The organism is Pseudomonas taiwanensis (assembly GCF_013393345.1).
GTDB classification, from domain to species: domain Bacteria; phylum Pseudomonadota; class Gammaproteobacteria; order Pseudomonadales; family Pseudomonadaceae; genus Metapseudomonas; species Metapseudomonas resinovorans_C.
The window spans coordinates 71,700-90,126 of record NZ_QJRF01000073.1 but is presented as its reverse complement, the minus strand read 5'-3'; the positions used below and the strand labels follow the sequence as shown (position 1 = coordinate 90,126).

Here is an 18,427-nt window from a genome sequence, read left to right as displayed (position 1 = left end):
AGCGGCGCGGTGACGATGAACACCACCAGCAGCACCAGCATCACGTCCACCAGCGGGGTGACGTTGATCTCGGAAAGGACTTCGTCGTTGTCCTGGGTGGAGAAGGCCATGTCAGGAGGCCTCCTTCACGGCCCCGGCGGCACGCGCCGGGGCCGGATTGACGAGCAGCTTGAAGGCGCTCTTCTGCGCCAGCAGGTAGAAGTCGTGGGCGAAGTCGTCGAGGTCGGCGGCAGTGAGCTTCAGGCTGCGCAGGAAGTAGTTGTAAACCAGCACCGCCGGCACCGCGACGGCGATGCCCACGCCGGTGGCGACCAGCGCTGCGCCGATGGGGCCGGCGACGGTTTCCAGGCTGGCCGAGCCGGCCGCACTGATACCCTTCAAGGCTTCCATGATCCCCCAGACGGTGCCGAACAGGCCGATGAAGGGCGAGGTGGAACCAATCGAGGCGAGCACCGCCAGGCCCGATTCCAGGGAACGCCGTTCGCGCTGGATCTGCTGGCGCAGGGCGCGCTCCAGGCGGTCCTGGTGGTTGATCGCCTGGCTCAGGTCGCCGGGCTGGCCGCCCTGCACCTGGATCGCGGCGAAGCCGGCGTGGGCCACGTGGGCGGCGGCCCCGGCATGTTGCTGCAGTTGCTCGGCGGCGCTGTCCAGGCTGGTGGCGCTCCAGAAGCGCTTCTGGAACTGGCGGTCGCGGCGCTTCAGGCGGGCGAACTGGATGCCCTTGACCAGGGCCAGGCCCCAGGTGACGACGGAGAAGCCGATGAGCAGCCAGATCACCAGGTGCTCGATGGAGGCGAAGGGATTGGTTAACAGGTCCATGGAGTCTTCCTCTGATCAGTTCAATTTGAAATCGATGGGCACGCTGACCCAGCCGTCGCGGGCGACCTCGCCCTGTTTCGCCGGCACGAAGGTCCAGCGCTTGACCGCGCGCACCGCAGCCTCGTCGAGCAGCTCGCGGCCGCTGCTCGTTTGCACCTGGACCTCGCTCGGCAAGCCGCTGGCCAGCACATGCACGCGCAGCAGCACGGTGCCCTCCCAGCCGCGCCGCTGGGCGAAGGCGGGGTACTCGGGCGCCGGGTTCTTCAGGTAGCCGGCATTAGCCGAGGGCGGCGTCACCGGCGCCGGCGCAGGTGGTACCGGCGGCGCGGGCGGGGCTTCGGCCTTGGGCGGCGCGGGCGGCGGTTCCACCGGCTTGGGAGCCGGCTTCGGCGCGGGCTTGGGCGGTTGCGGTTTCGGCTTGGGTTTGGCCACCGGCTTGGGCGGTGGCGGCTTCACGGCCAGCTCCTCGACCACCGGGGGCGGCGGCTCGATCACGGGCGGCGGCGGCTCCGGCAGTGGCGGTTCCACCACGGGCGGGGCCGGGGCGGTGAACTCGATGGTCATGGGCGGAATCTGCGGCGGCACTTCCGGCAGCGGCGGCGTGGGTTTCTGGCTCAGCCAGTGCAGCACGGCGCCATGCAGCACCAGGGCGAAGGCGCCCAGCAGCCAGGCCTCGCGGCGACTGAGCACGCGGCTGCCACCGGGGCTGCGGAAGACCGTGCGGTCCAGCGCCTGGCGTACCTGGACGCCAAGGTCGCGGACTTCTGCGGGACACGACCCTCCCGACCAGCGTGCATCGGCGTGGGAGGGGGCATGGAGGGCGTTACTCATCGCCTGACAACTCCTGTCGATGGGGTTCAGGCGATCTTGCGAGCCGGTGCGGGCACCGCGCCGAAGAGCGGAGCGGCGCGTTCGGCAGCAAGCTGGATGCGGGCGTTCAGCGCGTCACTGCTGATCTGGTAGTTGTCGAAGTCGGCCTCGGAGGCGTAGACACCGATGGGCAGCGTCAGCGACTGGAAGAAGCTGAACAGCGGACGCAGCTGGTGGTCGAGGACCAGCGCATGGCGTTCGCTGCCACCGGTGGCGGCGAGCAGCACCGGCGTGTCGATCAAAGCGTTCTGGTCGATCAGGTCGAACAGGTGCTTGAACTGGCCCGGGTAGGTGCCGCGATAGACCGGGGTGGCCACCACCAGCAGGTCGGCGGATTCGATGGCGCGCAGTTCATGCTCGACGGTCTCCGGCAGTTCCTTGCGGGACAGGGCGCCGCCGACCGAGCGGGCGATGTCGCCCAGTTCGATCAGGTGAGTCTGGATGGGCAGGTGCTGGCCCAGTTCGGCGACGATGGCCTGGGTCAGGACCAGGGTGCGGGAAGGACGGAAGGTGCTACCGGTGATGGCGACCACTTTGATGGGAGTGCTCATGGCGAATTCCTGATGGTGTTGCAAAGGTGGAATTGTCAGGAGCAAGAGCCGTACCAGGCGCTCAAGCCCAGTAAATACGCGGGTTGCAGGCGGGGGTGTTGGAATACGAGCAGCTTGGCTGCTGGAGCGTTGCTGCTGTGGCAGCAGTCGTGCCGCGTGCGTCGGAGAAAATCCGCATTCGCGAGCAGAGCTCGCTCCTACAGGGTCCGCCACCGCTTGGTGGGGGAAATCCGTAGGAGCGAGCTTGCTCGCGAACATGCACGTTCGCGAGCTACATGATGGCGTCAGAAGTCGTAGCTCACGCTGGTGTAGTAGAACGCCCCCTGGGCACCTTCCGGCGAGGTGATGCTGTACTTGGGCACGCCATAGAGCTGCGGCCCTTCCAGCTTGTCCGGATGGCTGTCGAAGAGGTTGATGGCGCCCACCGACAGCTTCAGGCCCTGCTCGAAGGTGTAGGACAGGTCCAGATCGGTCACCCACTGCGGGCTGAACGTCTGGTCGAGCGCCGGGTTGGTGGCGTTGCGCGCCTGCCATTCGCCGTAGCGGCGCTGGGCCAGGGTCAGGCCCCAGCCCTCATAGAGCCAGGTGGCGCTGAGGGTGAGCTTGTTCTCCGGGGTACCGTCCTCGATCAGTCCCTGGGTGGTCCGACCAATGATCTGCGAGCCCTTGATGCTGCCGACGTCACGCAGTTTGGTGATGCGTGTGTCGGTCTGGCTGAAGCCGGCATTCAGGTTCAGGCGGCCGAACTGGCGCAGGTCCCACAGGTAGTTGCCGGTCAACTCGACGCCCTTGGTGCGGGTATCGGCGACGTTGGTGTAGAAGGCCGCGCTCTGGATGCTGGAGTAGGGCGTGCCGGCGAAGATCGGCGCCACCACCGAGGCGGGCAACTGGTCGGAGAGGGTGATGCGGTTCTCGATGTCGATGCGGTAGGCGTCGATTGTGAAAGACGCATTGGGCAGCGGGCGCCACACCAGGCCCAGCGAGTAGTTGGTGGATTCTTCGGGGTCCAGTTGCTTACCACCCAGCAGCGCGGCCTCGGGGCTGTCGGCGCGCAGGGTGCGTTGCTGCACTTCCACCCAGTTGCCACTGCCCGGTGGTTGTTCCACCACTTGCACGCTGAACGACGACAGGCCGCTCTGTACCAGTGACGGCGCGCGATAGCCGGTGCTGGCGGTGGCACGTGCGGCTATTTCGGGGGTGAACTCGTAGCGCAGCGACAGCTTGCCGTTGGTGGTGCCGCCGAAGTCCGAGTAGTCCTCGGAGCGCACCGCAACGCCGGCCTGGAGCTTGTCGGTGACTTGGCCTTCGAGATCGACATAGGCGCCCCAGACTTCGCGATCCAGCGACACGGCGTCGACATTGGTGATGCCGGAGTAGTAACCGGGTAGACGTCGTCCGGTGATCGGGTCGACGGTGTTGAACAGCGGCCCGTTCTGCCAGCCAGCGGCCTCTCCAGCGCTCAGCTCGTAGTTTTCCTGTCGCCAGGCGAGACCGGCGGAAACGGTCAGCGGCTTGACCAGCAGATCGGTGGGGAAATCCCGTACCCAATCGACGGTCAGGTTGGTCTGGTCGGCATCACGGGTGCCGGTGTAGATGGACTCGGGGCTGGTCGCACCCCAGCTGGGGTTGATGGCGTTGTGGTCGGTGGACTCCACCTCGTTGTCGCCGTAGCTGAGCGCCAGGTCGAAGTTGCCCAGGGCTTCGTCCTCGAAGCGCAGGCCGCCGGTGGCCGCATAGTCTTCCAAGCGGTAGCGGGTTATGGGCACGCGGCCGTCCGGGTAGCGCGCCAGGGCCACGCTGCCGTAGTTGTTGCGCAGGGTGGTCGGTGGGTCGAAGAAGTTTTCGGCATCGGTGTTCTTGTGGGCGTAGGTGGCGAAGCCATAAGCACTCAGGCCGCCGCCCAGGCCGATCTCGCTGTTGGCGACGAGGTTGTACTGGTCCTCGACCTTGCCCGAGCCCCAGCGCCAGGTGCGGTTCGGGTTGTTCTGCTCGCGCGGTGTGTTGGTGCTGGTGGAACCGGGGTAGAAAATCCGGTTGTCGGGGTTGGTGTCGCTCGCCGGGTCCTGGCTGCCGGCGTCGAAGGAGAGGTTGAGGAAACCGTCGTTGGGCAGCTCGAAACCTTTCCAGCCACTGGCCTTGCGCTGCAGGCCGTCGCCCTTGTTGTAGCCGCCGAAGCGGTAACCGAGGTTGCCCCCCTGGTCGGCGCTCTTGAGGACGATGTTGATGACCCCGGCAATGGCATCGGAACCGTACTGGGCGGCGGCACCGTCACGCAGGATTTCCACGCGCTGGATGGCCGTGAGGGGTATCAGGCTGAGGTCGACGGCGGCGGCGCCACGACCGTTGACCAGGCTCTGGCGGGTGACGTTGGCACTGGTGTGGCGACGCTTGCCGTTGACCAGAACCAAGACCTGATCCGACGCCAGGCCACGCAAGGAAGCACCCTGGGCGATGGAGCCGGCGAAGGCGCCCTGGGGCGATTGCGGGAAGTTGAAGGATGGCGACAGCGCGGTCAGGGCGCCGGACAAATCGCTGGCACCGGTCTCCTGAAGTCGTTCGCCGGAGAACACATCCACGGGCGCGGCGCTTTCCAGTGCGGTGACGTCACTGCGGCGGGTACCGACGACCACCACCGTGTCGAGTTGATCATTGCTTTTGGCGGCAGCGCCGGTTTCAGCGGCCTGGACCGGAATCCAGGCATTGGCGACAACCAGCGCAATGGCGCTGGCCAGTTGGTTGAAGCGAAACATCCGTTATTACCCCTGTTGGCAAGGAATCCTGATTAGGTGAAGCGGGGCGTTTGTTCGCGCCTCTTGTTCCTGCCTTTGAGCAATGGCTGTGCCATGTGTAAAAACGTAATAAATTCAACGATTTGAGATGGGTGTGTTGGATGGCAAGCAGGGCGTTGGCTCAGTTCAAGCAGCCGGGAAGCAGCGGGGCAGCAACCTGTAGGAGCCAGCTTGCTGGCGAACCGGGCCCCTTCGCTGGCAAGCCAGCTCCTACGGGGGGTACGGCCCGGTTCCGTAGGATGCGGTGGAGCGAAGCGATACCCATCAGCGGACGTCTGCCAATGCAAAAGGGGCTGCATCGCTGCAGCCCCTTTTTGCTTGCCTTGCCCGCCGGTCAGAAGCGGCTGGTCAGACTCACGCCCACGGTGCGCGGGTCGCCGTAGGTGATCACGTACTGGCCGCTGCCCACTGCGCCGTTCGGGCGGCCGTGGACCTGGTAGCGGCGGTCGGTGACGTTGTTGACGAAGCCGGTGACGCTGATCTGGTCGTCCGGGGAGAACCAGGTCAGGCGTGCGTTGGCCAGGGTGTAATGGGGCTGGCTGAGGGTGTCTTCGCTCTGGCGGTCGGCGAGGAAGTATTCCTTGCCGCGGTAGCTGACATCACCACCGGCCACCAGTTTGCCGATGCCATCCAGGGGGATGGTGTAGTCGGCCCCGAGGGACACCACCTGCTCCGGCGAACGCACGAAGCGGTTGCCGCTGTAGTCGGCAGTGACCGCGCCGGTGGTGGGGTTGACGTTCTTGAAGTCGGTGTACTCGGTGTCCAGGTGCGACAGCGCGGCACGCAGGTGCAGGCGGTCGGTGGGCTGGGCTTCCAGTTCCAGCTCCGCACCCTTGACTTCGCCGGCGGCGCCGTTGGTAAGGGCGGTGGTGAGCACGCCGTTGTTGACCGTCAGCAGGTTCACCTGGATGTCCGTGTAGTCGTAGTAGAAGACGTTGGCGTTGGCGGTGAGGCGACCGTCGAACCACTCCGACTTCAGGCCGATTTCGTAGGCATCCAGTTCTTCCGGGTCCACCGTGGTGAGGCCGGAAAGGCCGCCGGACAGACCGGTGTTGAAGCCGCCGGAACGGAACCCGTGCGCATAGCGGAAGAACACCCGCAGGTTCTCGTTGATGCGGTACTCGGGCGTCAGGTCGTAGGTCCAGGCATCCCAGGTCTTGTCCTTCTGGCTGTTGCCGTTGTTGTCGGCGCCCAGTACCGGCACCAGTGCGCCGTTGACGCGACGCAGCTGCACCAGGTCCAGGTCGATGTCCTTCTCTTCCTGGGTCCAGCGCAGGCCACCGGTCACGCTGAAGCGCTCGGTGAAGTCGTAGGTGACGTTGCTGAACAGCGCGTAGCTGTCGGTCTTGTGGTCGTAGCTGAGGTCGCGGTACACGGTGCCGACCTGGTTGGTGCCGGTGCCGTTGGGGCTGGTGCCCGGCAGGATCTGGCGAACCTGCGCGCTGTCCAGGTCCTCATGGAAGTAGTGCGCGCCGAGCAGCCAGCGCAGCGAACTATCCTGCGGCGAGGAGAGGCGGAATTCCTGGGAATACTGGTTGTACTCGTTGTCGGTGTCGGTGCGACCGTTGACCTCGAAGGGCGTGTAGTCGGCGTCGGTCAGCGACTGGTTGCGGATGTAGTCGTAGGCGGTGATGGAGGTGAACTTGTAGCCGCCCAGGTCCCAGTTGAGGGTCAGCGAAGAACCGTCGTGGTCGAGCTTGTAGTCTTCGTTGACGTTCAGCTCGATCTTGCTGCCGTGGGGGCGCACGTAGCCGACGTTGTAGTAGGTGCCGATGGGCAGCGAGCCGTTGCTGCCGTCGCCCTTGAATTCGCGGCCATGGATCTTCCAGAGGGCTTCCAGGTCCGGCGTCAGCTGGGCGAGGAATTGCACGCGGAAGGCCTTCTTGTTGACGTCGCCGTAGGTCTGGTCGGCCGTGAGGTTCTTGGTGAAACCATCGCGCTCCTCGGAGTAGAGGGCAACGCGGCCGGCCAGGCGTTCGTCCACCAGGCTGCCGCCGATGGCGCCGGTGAGGATGCGTTCGTTCTTGCTGCCGAAGCCGACGGTGCCGTAGCCGTCGGTGTCGAAGTCAGGCTTCTTCGAAATGATGTTCACCGCGCCAGCCGTGGTGTTCTTGCCGTACAACGTGCCCTGCGGGCCGCGCAGGATCTCGATGCGCTCCAGGTCATACAGCGGGCCGCCGCCGGCGATGGGCGCGTTCAGGTAAACGTCGTCGGCATAGATGCCCACCGGGTAGACGGTAGCGGCACCGGTATCGCCGGTGCCCAGGCCGCGGATGTACCAGCGCGGACGGCCGTCCCCGTCAGGGTTCTTGGCCGACGCGTTGGGGACGAAGGTGGTGATATCGCCGATGGCGCGCACGCCGTCGGCGGTGATGCTGGTGCCATCCACGGCGGATACGGCAACCGGGACTTCCTGCAGCGTTTCTTCACGGCGCTGGGCGGTGACGGTCACCGTCTTCAGTGCGGTGGTGCGCGCTTCTTCACCCTGCACGACCTTGGCCGGTTCGGCGGCGTATACCTGGCTGCCACTGGAGGCGCCTGTCAGAAGCAGGGCAACCCATATGCCCCGGGTGATCGGATTGAGTTTATGCATGGTCCCTCCCAATTAATCTAAAAGTTGTAGGCGTGACACTCTGAAGTGGACTTGTCTGGTGTCTTGCCGACTGCCTGGAAGTTATTGAGCAGGGACTGTGCCAAGTTTCTATCAGTACCTCTAAATCACCTTAAAAATAGGCTATAAGGCAATGAAATAGCGTGGTTAAGCGGCTTTATAGAGGCTGCTTGAGGTTTCCGCGAAGCCAACTAATGTGTTCGCTGGATTAATCGCGCAGAGAACTTGAAGTGGCTTGCGGAAGTTTCAGTAGCGTTGCTGGGGAAGTGCTGATTTCGCAGCAGTGAAGTTGTTGCTGCTGCTCCTGCAGCAGCAACTTTTCTTCAGACCGCCAGGCGAGAGGTGGCGCCGATGACTTGTTCGAATACGCGCAGGTCGATCCAGTCGCGCACATCGAAGCGGCGGGGAATGAATTCCCAGCGATGGAGGAAGTCGGTGAAGTCCTGCAGGGCTTCGATCGAACGCTCGTCCAGTGTGGTGCGCAGACGCCGATGGGCATCTTCCCCGTAGGCGGTGGCCACCCAGTACTCGCTGGTATTGAGCTCGCGCGCCAGGAAGCGTCGGGTCTCGTCCGGGTTGGCCCAGGCCCATTGCTCCGTGCGCAGCACCGTATCGACGATACGGACCGCAGCATCGAAGTGGTTTTCCAGCAGATGCTGGTCGACGGTCAGGGTACGCGGCGTGCCGTTGTTGGAACGGATCAGCGGATCCGGGTGGGAACCGGTGTCGACCACCACCCGCAGACCGAACTCATGGGCCAGGTGAACGGCGTGGGCGCCCTTGAGGAAGATGGCGTCGATGTCGCCGCGCAGCAGGCCGATGAGTTCGTTGTTGCGCCGGCTGACGCGGCTCACCCCGAGGCTCACTTCGGCGCCGTACAGGTGCTGCTTCTGTTCGTCGCTGTAGGTGCCGCCATAGGGGTAGTCCACCAGCTCCACGTCGGAAACCGACAGGCCTTCCAGGCGCAGCGCATTCTCCAGGCCACGCAGGGCCTGTGCGCGGGTGAAGTCGATCTGCACGTTGGCCCACTTGGGCAGGCCGAAGCGACGGTTCTTCAGGTCGCGGATGCTGCGCACGCCGCTGTCCTCGGTGGTGAGGATGAGCTGAACTTCATCACTCCACGACAGGCCCAGCACTCGGGTCTGCACGCCACTGGAGTAGGCCCAGATGGCCGGGATGTTGCCGCCATGGCGGACGGAGTTGGGCAGGTGATGGTCGTAGTGGGCCTCGCGCACCTCCCGTTCGCTGGATTCGCGCAAGGACTGGATATTGGTGCCGAAAGGACGGAATGCCTCGGCCAGGCGGCCGGATTGCACGGCGATGCCAAGCCCGGTGGGAACCGGGCTGTGGGTGTACCAGAGGGTATCGAGTGAATTGCTCATGGGGAGTTTCGGTTCTCGGGTTCGGGGCGGTCAGCTCGCCAGGGCGGCGCTTGCGTTGCGCAGGGCTTCCAGCGGCCGGGGATCGATCCACTGGCGGACATCGAAACGTTGCGCGGTGAACTGCCAGCGGTGGAGGAAGTCGGTGAAATCCTGCAGGGCTGCGATGGCGGTTTCGTCCAGGGCGGTGCGCAGGCGCAGGTGGGCGTCCTCGCCGTAGGCCTGGCTGACCCAGTACTCGCTGCTGTTGGTTTCCTTGGCCAGGTAGCGGCGGGTGTCCTCGGGGTGGGCACCGGCCCAGGCTTCGGCGCGCAGTACCGAATCGAGGATGCCGACGGCGACCGGGAAGTGCTGGTCGAGCAGGTTGGAATCCACGCTGAGGGTGCGCGGCGTGCCGTTGTTCGAGCGGATCAGCGGCTCCGGGTGGGAGCCGGTGTCGATGACCGTGCGCAGGCCGAACTCATGGGCCAGTTGGGCCGCATGGGCGCCCTTGAGGAAGATCGCATCCACCTCGCCGCGCAACAGGCCGACCAGCTCGGCGTTGCGACCCTCGGCGCGGCGTGCGCTGACCGGGGTGCCGCCGACATCCTGCACCTGCTGGTCGCTGAAGGTACCGCCGTAGCGGTAGTCCACGCGCTCCACATCCTTCACTTCCAGGCCTTCCAGCTTGAGGGCGTTTTCCAGGCCGCGCAGGGCCTGGGCACGGGTGAAGTCGATCTGTGCACCGGCCCAGTCGGGCAGGCCGAAGCGCCGCCCCTTGAGGTCTTTCACGTTGTGGATGCCGCTGTCTGGGCGGGTCAGGATCAGTTGCACCTCGTCGGCCCAGGACAGGCCGATGACGCGGGTATCGCGGCCGGCCGCACGGGCCCAGATGGCGGGGATGTTGCCGCCATGGCGCACGGAGTTGGCCAGGGTGTGATCGAAGTGGGATTCGCGCACGGCCTGGTTTTCGGACTCACGCAGCGACTGGATGCGGGTGCCGAGGGCGCCGACGCTGGACTCCAGCCAGCCTTTCTGCACGGCGATGCCAAGCCCGGTGGGCACCGGGCAACGGGTGTACCAGAGGGTATCGAGTGATTGGCTCATGAGGTCTTCCTTGGCGTCAGGCGGTGGCTTTGAGGGGTGAACTGGTTTGTTGCGCGGCAGGTGTGCGCAGCAGCGGCAGCACTTCCTGGCCGATGCGCAGGGCTTCTTCCAGGTGCGGGTTGGCGGCCAGGATGAAGGTCGAGAACCCCGCGTCGCGGTATTCGGCAAGGCGCTCGGCGATGTTCTGGTGGCTGCCCACCAGGCCCACGGTCGGCCCCGGCTTGGCCTTGGCGAAACCGGCCCAGAGGTTGGGGCCGAGGATCAGGTCGTCGAAGCCGTTGATGTCCTTGTGGTAAGCGGTCTGGCGGGCGGCGCCGACCGAGTCGGAGCCGCTGGTGAACTGCTTGACCAGCGAGCTGCCTTTGCCTTCCAGGCGTTCGAACTGGTTGCGCAGGTCGCGCCAGGCGGCCTCCTCGGTTTCGCGGGCGAACAGGTCTACGCGCAGGCCGAAGCGCACGCTGCGGCCTTGTTTGTCCGCCAGTTCACGCACGCGCTCGATGTGCGGTTTCAGCTTGTCCACGGGCTCGGCCCAGTTCAGGTAGACGTCGGCGTGACGCGCCGCAACGTCCAGGGCGGCGTCGGAGAAACCGGAGAAGTACACGCCGGGCTTGCGTTCGTTGTGCAGGCCCTGGGGCAGGGAGCCGTTGTCCAGGCGGTAGATATCGCCCTCGTAGGAGAAGCGCTCGTTCTCCCAGAGCCCCTGGATGATGTCGAGGAACTCGCCGGTGCGCTTGTAGCGCAGGTCGTGTTCGAGGAAGTCGCCGTTGGCGCGTTGGCTGGCCGGATTGCCACCGGTGATGATGTTCCACTCCAGGCGGCCACGGCTGAGGTTCTGCAGGATGGCGGCCTGCTGCGCGGCGTAGGCCGGCAGGGTCCAGGTGGCCTGGAAGGCGATCAGGAACTTGATGCGGCGGGTTTCGCGAGCCAGTGCGGCGGCGGCGATCCACGGCTCGGGGCCGGTGGGCAGCAGGGCGCCCTCGAAACCGGCCAGCTCGGCGGCTTTCGCCACTTGGGCGATGTAGTCGATGTAGGTGAAGTCATCCGGCGTTCCGTCGGGCAGCAGGCCCGGGGCAATATCGCCCGGCCGGCGCAGCGAATTACCGCGGTTGTGCTTGTCGGTGCTGAGTTGGGGGCCGTCGGTGCCCAGCGGCAGGCGCCAGAAGAATTCGGTGCTCATGTAAGCTCCTGAGGGTTGGAATTGCCAAGTTGTATCCAGGAATAGCAACCCCCATGCCACGCCTCCTGGTCCGGCTGGAGCGCCCGCCATCTGCGGCTTTCGGCTCTGGCGGAGGAAGACAGTGGATGCCGATTGCGTCTCCAGCAGCAGTCGCCCAGCAACCGCTGTCTGGCAGGCAGCAGATTGCGCCAGCGGCCAGCACCGGCCCCGCACGCCGCGCGGGCTGGAGGTGCTGGCACAAGTCCTGCTCTGTGGCTTCTACGCCGTGTAAACGGCCGGCAACGGAGGACCGTTGCGACCCTTCCCGGACAGAAACAGGACAGCTTCCATGACCCAGACATCCCAAGCCCTCGACAGCGTCATCCGCGACCAGGTGGTGCAGGCCAAACGTGATTTCGAGAAAGCCTTCCGCGTGCTGAAGGAGACCCGTACTATCACCGCGACCAACACGCTCCAGGCCTACCTGCGGGTGCCCTCCAGCGACCTGGTGATCGCCCTGCGCGCACCCAGCCCCTGGGCCGATGACCAGAGCATCCGCGCCTCGGTGGTCAGCCATGACGGCACCGTCCACCTGGACGAAAACCTCGCCCCCGGCAGCGCCCTGGAGGCCAGCAAGGAAGCCGGCAGTGGCAAGCGCTACGCGCTGGTGTTCAAGGAGCGTCCGGAGGTCAACCTGGTGGTCCACGTGCACACGCCGTACCTCGGCGGCTGGGCCGGTGCCCATCGCGTGCTGCCGTTGCGCTATGCCGCGTCGCAGCGGGTGACCCTGGCCCGCGAGCTGCCGATCTACATCGACCGCCGCCAGTCCGAGCCGTCCTTCATCGTCGAGACCATCAAGGCCAATCCGCACACTCCGGGCCTGCTGGAGGCCAACGGCGGCGCCACCTTCTGGGGTGAAGGCATCCTGCCGGTGGCCAGGCTGATCCTGCTGGTGGAAGAGGGCGCTTACTTCCAGGCCCTGGCGGAAAACCTCGGCGGCTCCCAGGAGTTCGGCCCCGGCGTGCTGGAACAGCAATGGAAAATGACCGGCCTCTGGGACGAGGGCCGCAAGCTGCTGGAACAGGCAGCTTGATGCAGCAGTTAAAAAGCCCGGCAGATGCCGGGCTTTTTCATGGTTCAGACGTGAACGTAGGTTGGTCCGAGCTACGCGAGGCCCAACGATCAAACCGGACCCCGCAACGTTGGGTTTCGCTGCGCTCTACGCCAACCTACGGATTTGGCAGGCCCGCTTTCGATGCTGGGTGATACTCGCCTTTGTAGGTTGCGGCAGAGCGAAGCGAAGCCCAACGGCGGAGCTGGCAATTGTTGGGCTTCGCGTAGCTCAGCCCAACCTACGGAATTGGCAGGCCCGCTTTCGGTGCTGGGTGATACTCGCCTTTGTAGGTTGCGGCAGAGCGAAGCGAAGCCCAACGGCGGAGCTGGCAATTGTTGGGCTTCGCGTAGCTCAGCCCAACCTACGGAATTGGCAGGCCCGCTTGCGGTGCTGGGTGATGCTCGCCTTTGTAGGTTGCGGCAGAGCGAAGCGAAGCCCAACGGCGGAGCTGGCAATTGTTGGGCTTCGCGTAGCTCAGCCCAACCTACGGAATTGGCAGGCCCGCTTTCGGTGCTGGGTGATGCTCGCCTTTGTAGGTTGCGGCAGAGCGAAGCGAAGCCCAACGGCGGAGCAGGCAATTGTTGGGCTTCGCGTAGCTCAGCCCAACCTACGGAATTGGCAGGCCCGCTTGCGGTGCTGGGTGATGCTCGCCTTTGTAGGTTGCGGCAGAGCGAAGCGAAGCCCAACGTCGGAGTAGGCAATTGTTGGGCTTCGCGTAGCTCAGACCAACCTACGAACACGTGGGTATCAAAGTTCGTTCTTGTAGACCTTGCCGCCCTTCATCACCCACTGGACCTTTTCCAGCACGCGGATATCGGCCAGGGGATCGGCGTGCACGGCGATGATGTCGGCGAAGCGTCCGGCGTCGAGGCTGCCGATGTCTTCACTGGCGCCCAGCCATTTCGCCGGGGTGACGGTGGCCGCCTGGATCGCCTGCAGCGGTGTCAGGCCGGCTTCCACCAGGTAGTGGAATTCCACCGGGTTGGTGCCGTGCGGGGTGATGGGCGCATCGGTGCCATAGAGGATCGGGATGCCCGCCTTGATCGCCTTGCCGATGTTCTGCTTGTGAATGGTGCCTGTCTGCTTCAGCACGGCCAGGTTGTACTGGTTGGCGCCGGCTTCCACGGCGTGCTCCAGGGCCAGGCTGTCGATGGCCAGGGTCGGCACGATGGGAATGTTCTTCTGCTTGAGCAGCTTCAGGCCTTCGTCGTCCACCAGGGAGGCGTGCTCGATGCTGTCCGCGCCCAGGCGTGCGGCGAGGCGGATGCCATCGGCGCCGTGGGCATGCACCGCGACCTTCTTGCGGTAGCGGTGGGCGGTGTCGATCACGGCCTTCAGCTCTTCCTCGCTGAACTGGGTCACCCGTGGGTCGGTGCCGCTCATGAAGCCGCCGGTGATGCAGACCTTGATGAAGTCCGCGCCGTACTTGAACTGCTGGCGGACCTTGCGCTCGAAGGCCTCGGCGCCGTTGGCCACGCCCGGGCCGTCCTGGTCCTCTTCGGGCGTACTGACCTGGCCCGAGCAATGGCCGCCAGTGGTGGTCAGCAGGGTGCCGGCATCGAAGATGCGTGGGCCGGGAATGTCGCCATCGGTGATGGCATCACGCAGGGCGATGCCTGTGTAGGCACGACCGCCCATGTTGCGCAGGCTGGTGAAACCCGATTCCAGGGTGGCCTTGGCCTGTTTCGCGCCGGCCAGGGCACCACGGGCGGTGCCGATGCGCGGGCCGAAACCGCCCAGGTGGACATGGAAGTCGATCAGGCCAGGCAGCAAGGTACTGTCGCCAAGATCGAGCTGACGGGCTTCGGGCGGAATCGCCAAGCCCTGGCCGACGGCCTTGATCCGGTCGCCTTCGACCAGCACCACGGGGTTGTCCAGCACCTTGCCGGTGTTCACGTCGACCAGGTGGGCGGCCTTGATGGCCAGCAGCTCAGGCGGCGCGGGCGGTGCCTTGGGCGCCTCGGCCTCGGAAGCCTGGGCGAGCCCGGCGAGCAGCAGGGCGGAGGAAGCCAGCATGAGCTGGCGGCTGTTGCGAATGGCATTGGCGAGTAGCGATGACATTTTCCGATCCATGAAAAGCCCGCGCGCCATGGCATGAACATGGCGGCGGGAAAGGGAGCTCGATAAGGCTGTATGAAAACTGCCGGGCGATGTTTTCGCACGGCATGCCGTAGGGAGAGGAGGTGGCAATCAGCGCCGGGTAGCGCCTTCCTTTTGCTTGGCGTCGAGGATGGCGGTGTATTCGCCCGGGTCCACGCCGTTGAGGTAGTAGTTTCCGACGTGGTGCAGGCGCCAGCGGATCGGGTCGTGGGTGGTGTGGACCCGCGCATTGCGCCAGAAGCGATCGAGGTTCCACTTGGTCAGCGAGGCGCTGGCCCCGAGCAGGGAGAAGATGTCGCTGGAAATCTTCAGCGAGGCGCTGTCGGAGTGCGCGCGTGCGGTGGCCACGGAGAGGATCAGCTCGTCCTGCAGTTCCTTGTTCTCCGGGTCCTGGTCCTGGCGGTCGAACACGCGTGCGGCGTCGCGCAGCAGGGATTCGGCAGCGCGCAGGTCGACGGCGTATTCGCCGATCTGGCGGATGATGTGCGGCTCTTCGCTGGCGTTCTCCACACCACTCTCGACCCAGGGGCGCGACTGGTTGCGCAGGTACTGCACCCCGGCATCCAGGGCACCGGCGGCGATGCCGGTATCGATGGCTGCGTGGAGGATCTGCGGGAAGCTCAGCCAGGTGCGCTTCATCGGGCCTTCACGGCGCGAGACATAGCGCTCGTCCAGTTCGATCTCGTTGAAGATCACGGTGCCGCTGACGGAGTTGTTCTGGCCGAAGGCCTCCCAGTCGTCCACCAGTGCCAGGCCGGGGGTGTCGCGGTTCAGCAGCACGCCGACGCCACCGTCGTCGGAGGCTGCCGTGAGGGAGATCCATTCCGCCAGGTAGGAGCCCGTGGAGTAGAACTTGCTGCCGTTGAGCACCAGTTTGCCGTCGGCGCGGCGCTCCACGCGGGTCTTGAGGGCGAACTTGTTCTTGCCGCCGACTTCCGCCAGCGCATTGCCGAAGCGTTTGCCCGCCAGCACATCGGCGATCACCCGCTCACGCACTTCCTGCGGGTAATTGGACGTCAGCAGGCCACGCAGCATGACGTTGTGGATCTGCAGCAACTGGCCGACGCCGCCGTCCGCCACGGAGATGATCCGCACCGTTTCCACGATAGTCTCCACCGACGCGCCGAGACCGCCATTGGCCTTGGGTACACCAATGGCAGTGATCCCGCTCTGCGACAACAGCTCGGCCTGGCGGCGCGGCAGTTCGCCATTGCGTGCCGGGTCTGCGGCGATTTCGGCGATTTCCTTCGCCACCTCCCGGGCCGCGTCCAGGGCTTCCGCCTCGTTACGCAGGATGCGCACCGCGCTGGGCGCTTCGCCGGTAGCCAGGCTGCGTTCGGCCGTACTCATGATTCCACCTCTGTCGATTCATCCATCTGCATGCCCGGTCATGCCGGGCGGTCGCAATGGCTTGAGCAGCTTCTGTGCCAGTGGCCCGCGAATGGGATGAAAGCCTCTGACGGCGCGGCTTGCACGCCATGCGACGAGTGCTGGCGAGCAATCGCCTGCTGCTCTGGCAGCAGCGATGGAGTGGCGATTGCTTCAAGGCCAGCAGTGCCTGCGCAGTGCTGCTGGCCTGACAGCACCGATGGGATCGACCGGCTTGCACGAGGCCTTCAGTCATGGGCCTTGGGGCGCTTGGCACAGGCATTGCGATGCAGGCGTAACGGCCATTGAAGGCCGCATCGTTCATTCAATCCGGAGTGCCTCATGACTATCGCCGTAGCATCCCCTACCGCTCGCCCATCCACCCTCGAACAGATCTGGTTCACCCGTTGCCCGGTGCCCACAGCGTCGGGCATCGCCTACAAGCTCGGCTGGCTGACCGAGGAGTTCGCCTCTGACGGCCTGCCGGTGTCCACCCTGCAGGGGGCCCGCCAACTCGGGCGTCACCATTACGACCACGAGCTGCCGGGGCTCTTCCGCGAAGGCGGCAACATCCCCGCGCTGGTGGCCCGTGCGGCGGGCGCGCCGAGTCGGCTGATCGGCCTGACCTGGATCGAGGAATGGCAGACCATCCTGGTTCGTCCCGACTCCGGCATTCGCAGCCCCGCTGACCTGAAGGGCAAACGGCTGGCGTTGCCGGCCTGGTCGGACAGCCGTGGCGGCAGCATCGCGCGGGGCATGAGCCTGCATGGCTACAAGGGGGCGCTGGCATTGGCGGGCCTGGGCTTCGACGATGTGCAACTGGTGGAGGTGGCGCTGCTGGACCAGACGGAGGCGCGCACGCCGGAAGAGGGCCTGCAGCGTCTGTGGTCAGGGCTGGATCACCTGGTGCGTGGCGAGGTGGATGCGGTGTACGTGAAGGGCGCATCCGCTGCAGATGCCGCGAGGCGCCTGGGGCTGGTGGTCGGAATTGACCTGGATCGCGTGGCCGGGCCGCGCTACCGCATCAACAACGGCACGCCGAGGCCGATCACGGTTCACCAGAGCCTGCTCGATGAGCATTTCGACCTGGTGGTGCGTTTCCTTGCCCAGACCCTGCGGGCCGCCGAGTGGGCCAGCGACAACCGCGATGCCCTGCACAGCATCCTGCAACTGGAAACCCGCGCCGGCAGCGAGGGTGTGGCCGAGGCCTACCGCGACGACTTCCACACCACCCTGGCGCCGGATCTCTCGGAACAGCGCCTGGAGTACCTGGGAATCCAGAAGGACTTCCTCAACCTGCATGGTTTCCTGGAGCGGGATTTCGACATCGCCGGGTGGGTGGACCCGAGGCCGTTGCAGGCTGCGAATGAACTCCTGGCGGTACGTCGCAGGGATTGATGGGTATCGCCCCGCTCCACCCATCCTACGAATTACCTCCGTAGGATGGGTGGAGCCTGCGATACCCATCACCGGGCGTCAGGCAGACGCCTTTTCCGCCCGTTGCAGCGCTCGCCGACGGGCTTCGGCGCGCACTGCCGGGATGATCCAGCGGCCGTAGTCCACGGCGTCGTAGTAGGGGTCGTAACCACGGTTGAGGAAGGTGGTGACGCCTAGGTCCACGTAATCCAGCAGCGCTTCGGCCACGGTTTCCGGTGTGCCCACCAGCGCGGTGGTGTCGCCGTAGGCGCCTACGGCGGTGGCGGTGGGCATCCACAGGGCGCGGTCGTGGCGGTCGCCGGCAGCCGCCGCGGCCAGCAGGCGCTCGGAACCTGTGCCCTTGATCCGCTTGCGCCAGGGGCTGCCTTCAGCGAACTGCGGGTTGGCCTGAATCTGCGCGAGGATTTCACCTGCTCGCTTCCAGGCCAGTTCCTCCGTGGGGCCGAGGATCAAACGCACCGACAGGCTCACCCGAGGTGAAGCCACCCCGGCCTGCTGGGCCGCTGCGCGCAGCTTGGCGATTTGCTCCGCTACGCCGGTCAGTGGCTCGCCCCACAGCGCATAGAGGTCGGCGTGCTTCACAGCGATCTGGTAGGCGATATCGGACGAGCCACCGAAGGAAATCGGGATATGCGGTTTCTGCAGCGGCTTGACCGGTGAGAAGGCGCCCTTGATCTGGAAGTACTGCCCGTCGAAGTCGAAGGGTTCTTCGGACGTCCAGGTGCGGCGGACGATCTCCAGGTACTCATCGGTGCGCTTGTAGCGTTCGGTCTTGTCCAGCAGCGGGTCGCCTTCCTGGGGTTCGGCGGTGATGCCGGTAATGGCGTGCAGGCGGATGCGCCCGCCACCGGTGGTGTGATCCAGCGTGGCGAAGGCGCGGGCGGCGACGGTGGGCGAAGTCAGGGCAGGGCGGTGGGCGATCATGAAGCCCAGGCGCTCGGTGTGGGCCGCGACATACGCGGCCAGTTGCAGGCTGTCGGCGCTGCCCGGGCCGCTGGCGATCAGCACCCGGTCGAACCCGGCGTGCTCGTGGGCGCGGGCGTGCTGGCGGAGGAATTCCAGGTCGAAGTCACCTGTGCGTGGGCCGTGGGTTTCGGACCATTGGCGGGGGAAGACCATCCCGACGAACTCGATAGACATTGTTCAC

Annotated in this window: 15 protein-coding genes; 3 read left to right on the top strand and 12 right to left on the bottom strand. The window is 65.5% G+C overall.

All coding sequences use genetic code 11. From position 1 onward, the window contains the following. The 9 genes from DM872_RS25215 to DM872_RS25175 form a co-directional block, all read right to left on the bottom strand. Window positions 1-110: biopolymer transporter ExbD (locus DM872_RS25215; RefSeq protein WP_179059514.1), on the bottom strand; the 110-nt coding region annotated here is incomplete at its 3' end. Between the two features lies 1 nt (window position 111). Beyond that, window positions 112-819, bottom strand: coding sequence for a MotA/TolQ/ExbB proton channel family protein (locus DM872_RS25210; protein WP_179059515.1), 708 nt, complete (start codon window positions 817-819; stop codon window positions 112-114). Between the two features lie 15 nt (window positions 820-834). After that, window positions 835-1,650, bottom strand: coding sequence for an energy transducer TonB (locus DM872_RS25205; RefSeq protein ID WP_179061968.1), 816 nt, complete (start codon window positions 1,648-1,650; stop codon window positions 835-837). 26 nt (window positions 1,651-1,676) lie between these two features. Next, complete coding sequence (gene msuE / locus DM872_RS25200; RefSeq protein WP_179061967.1) at window positions 1,677-2,240, bottom strand: FMN reductase; 564 nt, start codon at window positions 2,238-2,240, stop codon at window positions 1,677-1,679. Between the two features lie 284 nt (window positions 2,241-2,524). Further along, complete coding sequence (locus tag DM872_RS25195; RefSeq protein ID WP_179061966.1) at window positions 2,525-4,990, bottom strand: TonB-dependent receptor plug domain-containing protein; 2,466 nt, start codon at window positions 4,988-4,990, stop codon at window positions 2,525-2,527. A 373-nt stretch (window positions 4,991-5,363) separates the two neighbouring features. Beyond that, window positions 5,364-7,622 (bottom strand): TonB-dependent receptor, encoded by a 2,259-nt coding sequence (locus DM872_RS25190; protein WP_179061965.1) that lies wholly within the window; start codon window positions 7,620-7,622, stop codon window positions 5,364-5,366. Window positions 7,623-7,963: 341 nt separating this feature from the next. Continuing rightward, complete coding sequence (locus DM872_RS25185) at window positions 7,964-9,022, bottom strand: ABC transporter substrate-binding protein (protein ID WP_179061964.1); 1,059 nt, start codon at window positions 9,020-9,022, stop codon at window positions 7,964-7,966. Window positions 9,023-9,052: 30 nt separating this feature from the next. Beyond that, window positions 9,053-10,105, bottom strand: a complete 1,053-nt coding sequence (locus tag DM872_RS25180) for an ABC transporter substrate-binding protein (protein WP_179061963.1) — start codon at window positions 10,103-10,105, stop codon at window positions 9,053-9,055. 16 nt (window positions 10,106-10,121) lie between these two features. Further along, on the bottom strand, window positions 10,122-11,282 hold the full coding sequence (locus tag DM872_RS25175; RefSeq protein ID WP_179061962.1) for an LLM class flavin-dependent oxidoreductase: 1,161 nt from the start codon (window positions 11,280-11,282) through the stop codon (window positions 10,122-10,124). Between the two features lie 121 nt (window positions 11,283-11,403). On the opposite strand from DM872_RS25175, the gene DM872_RS25170 reads away from it, so the two are divergent. Then, complete coding sequence (locus DM872_RS25170; protein WP_179061961.1) at window positions 11,404-11,553, top strand: hypothetical protein; 150 nt, start codon at window positions 11,404-11,406, stop codon at window positions 11,551-11,553. 57 nt (window positions 11,554-11,610) lie between these two features. Continuing rightward, a complete protein-coding gene (locus DM872_RS25165; protein WP_179061960.1) occupies window positions 11,611-12,354 on the top strand; it encodes a class II aldolase/adducin family protein in 744 nt (247 codons plus the stop codon). A 768-nt stretch (window positions 12,355-13,122) separates the two neighbouring features. On the opposite strand, the gene DM872_RS25160 is transcribed toward DM872_RS25165, so the two are convergent. Both DM872_RS25160 and DM872_RS25155 read right to left on the bottom strand, forming a co-directional pair. Continuing rightward, entirely contained in the window at window positions 13,123-14,436 is a 1,314-nt protein-coding gene (locus tag DM872_RS25160; protein ID WP_179061959.1) for a metal-dependent hydrolase family protein, read from the bottom strand. Window positions 14,437-14,565: 129 nt separating this feature from the next. After that, window positions 14,566-15,825, bottom strand: a complete 1,260-nt coding sequence (locus DM872_RS25155; protein WP_179061958.1) for an acyl-CoA dehydrogenase family protein — start codon at window positions 15,823-15,825, stop codon at window positions 14,566-14,568. A 360-nt stretch (window positions 15,826-16,185) separates the two neighbouring features. Between DM872_RS25155 and DM872_RS25150 the strand changes: the two genes are divergently transcribed. Continuing rightward, window positions 16,186-17,241 (top strand): ABC transporter substrate-binding protein, encoded by a 1,056-nt coding sequence (locus DM872_RS25150; RefSeq protein ID WP_179061957.1) that lies wholly within the window; start codon window positions 16,186-16,188, stop codon window positions 17,239-17,241. Window positions 17,242-17,319: 78 nt separating this feature from the next. Here DM872_RS25150 and DM872_RS25145 read toward each other — a convergent pair whose 3' ends face one another. Then, window positions 17,320-18,420: an LLM class flavin-dependent oxidoreductase gene (locus DM872_RS25145; protein ID WP_179061956.1), complete on the bottom strand. Its 1,101-nt coding sequence runs from the start codon at window positions 18,418-18,420 to the stop codon at window positions 17,320-17,322. Window positions 18,421-18,427 lie beyond the last annotated feature (7 nt).

What these genes read in the sequence shown, in the direction of transcription:
- DM872_RS25210 (WP_179059515.1), bottom strand. Translation starts at nt 819, where the DNA reads ATGGACCTGTTAACCAATCCCTTCGCCTCCATCGAGCACCTGGTGATC.
- DM872_RS25205 (WP_179061968.1), bottom strand. Translation starts at nt 1,650, where the DNA reads ATGAGTAACGCCCTCCATGCCCCCTCCCACGCCGATGCACGCTGGTCG.
- msuE (WP_179061967.1), bottom strand. Translation starts at nt 2,240, where the DNA reads ATGAGCACTCCCATCAAAGTGGTCGCCATCACCGGTAGCACCTTCCGT.
- DM872_RS25195 (WP_179061966.1), bottom strand. Translation starts at nt 4,990, where the DNA reads ATGTTTCGCTTCAACCAACTGGCCAGCGCCATTGCGCTGGTTGTCGCC.
- DM872_RS25190 (WP_179061965.1), bottom strand. Translation starts at nt 7,622, where the DNA reads ATGCATAAACTCAATCCGATCACCCGGGGCATATGGGTTGCCCTGCTT.
- DM872_RS25185 (WP_179061964.1), bottom strand. Translation starts at nt 9,022, where the DNA reads ATGAGCAATTCACTCGATACCCTCTGGTACACCCACAGCCCGGTTCCC.
- DM872_RS25180 (WP_179061963.1), bottom strand. Translation starts at nt 10,105, where the DNA reads ATGAGCCAATCACTCGATACCCTCTGGTACACCCGTTGCCCGGTGCCC.
- DM872_RS25175 (WP_179061962.1), bottom strand. Translation starts at nt 11,282, where the DNA reads ATGAGCACCGAATTCTTCTGGCGCCTGCCGCTGGGCACCGACGGCCCC.
- DM872_RS25165 (WP_179061960.1), top strand. Translation starts at nt 11,611, where the DNA reads ATGACCCAGACATCCCAAGCCCTCGACAGCGTCATCCGCGACCAGGTG.
- DM872_RS25160 (WP_179061959.1), bottom strand. Translation starts at nt 14,436, where the DNA reads ATGTCATCGCTACTCGCCAATGCCATTCGCAACAGCCGCCAGCTCATG.
- DM872_RS25155 (WP_179061958.1), bottom strand. Translation starts at nt 15,825, where the DNA reads ATGAGTACGGCCGAACGCAGCCTGGCTACCGGCGAAGCGCCCAGCGCG.
- DM872_RS25150 (WP_179061957.1), top strand. Translation starts at nt 16,186, where the DNA reads ATGACTATCGCCGTAGCATCCCCTACCGCTCGCCCATCCACCCTCGAA.
- DM872_RS25145 (WP_179061956.1), bottom strand. Translation starts at nt 18,420, where the DNA reads ATGTCTATCGAGTTCGTCGGGATGGTCTTCCCCCGCCAATGGTCCGAA.